Source organism: Microvirga sp. Mcv34 (assembly GCF_024519725.1).
GTDB lineage: Bacteria > Pseudomonadota > Alphaproteobacteria > Rhizobiales > Beijerinckiaceae > Microvirga.
In genome coordinates this window covers 1-2,543 of sequence record NZ_JALJRK010000199.1, presented here as the reverse complement: position 1 = coordinate 2,543, position 2,543 = coordinate 1, and the positions used below count along the sequence as shown (strand labels likewise).

Annotated in this window: 3 protein-coding genes; all 3 read right to left on the bottom strand. The window is 64.9% G+C overall.

What is annotated here, in order from left to right; genetic code table 11:
- Positions 1-37: 37 nt before the first annotated feature.
- The 3 genes from tnpC to tnpA are packed head-to-tail and all read right to left on the bottom strand — an operon-like array spanning position 38 to position 2,464.
- Positions 38-1,642 (bottom strand): IS66 family transposase, encoded by a 1,605-nt coding sequence (gene tnpC / locus OC446_RS30005; protein ID WP_262032535.1) that lies wholly within the window; start codon positions 1,640-1,642, stop codon positions 38-40.
- Between the two features lie 44 nt (positions 1,643-1,686).
- Positions 1,687-2,040: an IS66 family insertion sequence element accessory protein TnpB gene (gene tnpB, locus OC446_RS30000; protein ID WP_262032534.1), complete on the bottom strand. Its 354-nt coding sequence runs from the start codon at positions 2,038-2,040 to the stop codon at positions 1,687-1,689.
- Positions 2,024-2,464 carry an IS66-like element accessory protein TnpA gene (gene tnpA, locus OC446_RS29995; RefSeq protein ID WP_262032533.1) on the bottom strand — a complete coding sequence of 147 codons (441 nt, stop codon included), beginning with the start codon at positions 2,462-2,464 and terminating at the stop codon, positions 2,024-2,026. The genes tnpB and tnpA overlap by 17 nt, the downstream gene beginning before the upstream one ends.
- Positions 2,465-2,543: the final 79 nt, after the last annotated feature.

The following is a 2,543-nucleotide window of genomic DNA, read 5'->3' as shown; positions in this document are numbered from 1 at the left end:
GTAAGCGCGCATTTCAAAGCACGTCGCAAGGCGGGGTTCAGGCTGGCCGCGTGTTGAAGTTGAAGGGCAGCAGGTCCTCGATATCGGCATCGCCGGGACGCCGTGGCAGTTCGGTGAGGACGTGTCGCAACCACGCGAGGGGTTCGACGCGGCAGGCCCGGCAGGTCAGCATCAGGCTGTAGATGACGGCGCTGGCGTGGGCACCCTGGACTGTATCGCTGAAGAGCCAACTCTTTCGTCCGGTTGCAAAAATCCGGATGTCGCGCTCCAGAAGGTTGTTGTCGATCGGCATCCGGCCATCTTCGGTGTAGCGCGTCAGATACTCCCATTGGTTGAGCGTATAGGAGACGGCATCTGCGAGCTTGGTGTCGGGAACGACCTTCGGCGCGATCGCGTCGAGCCATGCCTTGAGGGCGTTCAGGACCGGGACGGCATGTTTCTGGCGAAAGCGGCGTCTGGCGTCGGCCTGCGTTGCGCCCTCATCCGGCTCTTCGTCCCGCGCCTGCCTTTCGATCCGGTAGAGCTGGTCGAAGAACGTGAGGGCCTGCGCCGGCGGCCCGCCGGGTTTCTTCCTCGCCTTGAGGGCGTCGACAAACTTCCGTCTGGCATGAGCCATGCATCCAACATGCGTGGCCCCGTTCACCGTGCGCCAGGCCGAGTAGCCGTCACTCATCAAGATGCCGCGATAGTCGCCGAGGAAGGCCTGCGGGTGTTCCTGCCCGCGGCCGGGCTGGTAATCAAACAGCACGATCGGCTGCTCGCTGTCCTCGCCGCTGCGGTAGGCCCACATGTACGAGGTGCTGGTGGGGTCCTTGTCCTTTTCCTTCAGCACCTGAACCGTGGTCTCGTCGCCATGGATGACGGTCTGCGATCGCAGCCGCAGCTTCAGCGCGTCATAGAGGCGATGCAGATGCCGCTCGCTCGAACCGATCACCCAGTGACCGAGAGCGCCACGGCTGACAGGAACCCCGGCCCGCTCGAAGGTCTGCGCCAGGCGATAGAGCGGCGTGCCGTCGACATATTTGTGAACGAGTGCGAAGGCCAGCGTCGAGGCCGTGGCGATGCTGCCGGGCAAGGGCTGCGCGGGCATCGGCGCGATGACGACCGGCGTGCTGATCCCGGTGCGGTCGCAGTGTCGGCACGCATATTTGGCCCGGACATTCTGCAGAACCTTCGCCTTCACCTCGATCTGCAGCTGCTCGGTCACCAGCTCGCCCATGCGATGCATCGGGTTACTGCAGCACGGACAGTTCTTCTGGTCGTCGGCAAGGTCATACTCGACGCGCTCGCGTGGCAGGTCCGCCGGCAGGGGCCGGCGGCCGCGTTTCTGGCCGTCCGGCTTTTGGGGGGCCGGCAATCCGGTGTCCGGAAGTTCAACGGCATCCGCCTCGTCGGTGTCGGCGTTGCCCTCGTCGGCATCGGCCTCGCGGGCGACCTGCTCGGCTTCGTTGAAGACGCGATCCATGTGCTTTTCGCTGCGTGGCGCAAACCGATGCAGCCGCGCCAGCGCCAGTTCTTCCTCAAGCTTGAAGACGCGCTGCGCGAGGATGTCCCGCTCAGCCTTCAGCGCGGTGATTTCGGCCGTATGCGCCGCCAGAAGCGCCATCAACTCCGCAACGGTCGGGGTGCCGGCTTGAGTCATCGTATTGTTGAATCGGAAGCCTCCCCTGACGTCAACAGGCAACCTCACCCGACACATTCATAGTGCCGCACCGGGTGGCGGACCACCGCGTCGAGATCGATGCCGTCGAGCAGCCAGTGTAATTGCTCGGCGTCAAGCAGGACCACCGTCTCCTGCCGCCGCGGCCAGCGGAACTTGTCTTGCGTCAGCGCCTTCAGCACCAGCACAAAGCCCGACCGGTCGAAGAACAGCAACTTTATCCGGGTGCGGCGGCGGTTGCAGAAGGCAAACACTACGCGCTCGAACGGGTTGAGGCCCATCGCCTGCTCGACCAGGATCGCCAGGCTGTTGATCCCGGCCCGGAAGTCGATCGGCTCCCGGTGGAGATAGACGCGCAGATCATCAGCGAGCCGGAACATGGCACCGCCCCAGCGCTTCGATCATCGCCGCCAGAACCTGCGCATCCGCATCGTCCAGCTCCAGCCGCACCCCGTTCGGCAGCGACGCCGTCACGCGGACCCGTGCCGCTGGCGGCCGCGCTGACGGGGCCGGCAGCCGCGCCATCGGCGCGGCCTCAACCACCGGAACGAAGGCTGACGGCGCGCAGCTCGGCATCACCGCCGCTGTCTCGGTCGCCTCCCGGTCCTGGCGCAGCTTGACCCACTTGCGCAACTGATTGGCGTTGATCCCGTGCGCCAGCGCGAGCCCTGCCACCGATACCCCCGGCTCAAGGCAGGCATCGATCAAGCGCTCCTTCTCGACCGGATCAAACCACCGCTTGCCGTTGCCAAGAACCCTGACGACCCGCAACTGCCCCGGTGCTTCCGCGCGATTCACTGTCATTGCGTCCACAGTCTCCATTGCGGACACAGACTCCTTTACTGCATCAGCGATGAAAAGGTGCAGAGATTTGCGCGCTTAC

What these genes read in the sequence shown, in the direction of transcription:
- tnpC (WP_262032535.1), bottom strand. Translation starts at nt 1,642, where the DNA reads ATGACTCAAGCCGGCACCCCGACCGTTGCGGAGTTGATGGCGCTTCTG.
- tnpA (WP_262032533.1), bottom strand. Translation starts at nt 2,464, where the DNA reads ATGACAGTGAATCGCGCGGAAGCACCGGGGCAGTTGCGGGTCGTCAGG.
- tnpB (WP_262032534.1), bottom strand. Translation starts at nt 2,040, where the DNA reads ATGTTCCGGCTCGCTGATGATCTGCGCGTCTATCTCCACCGGGAGCCG.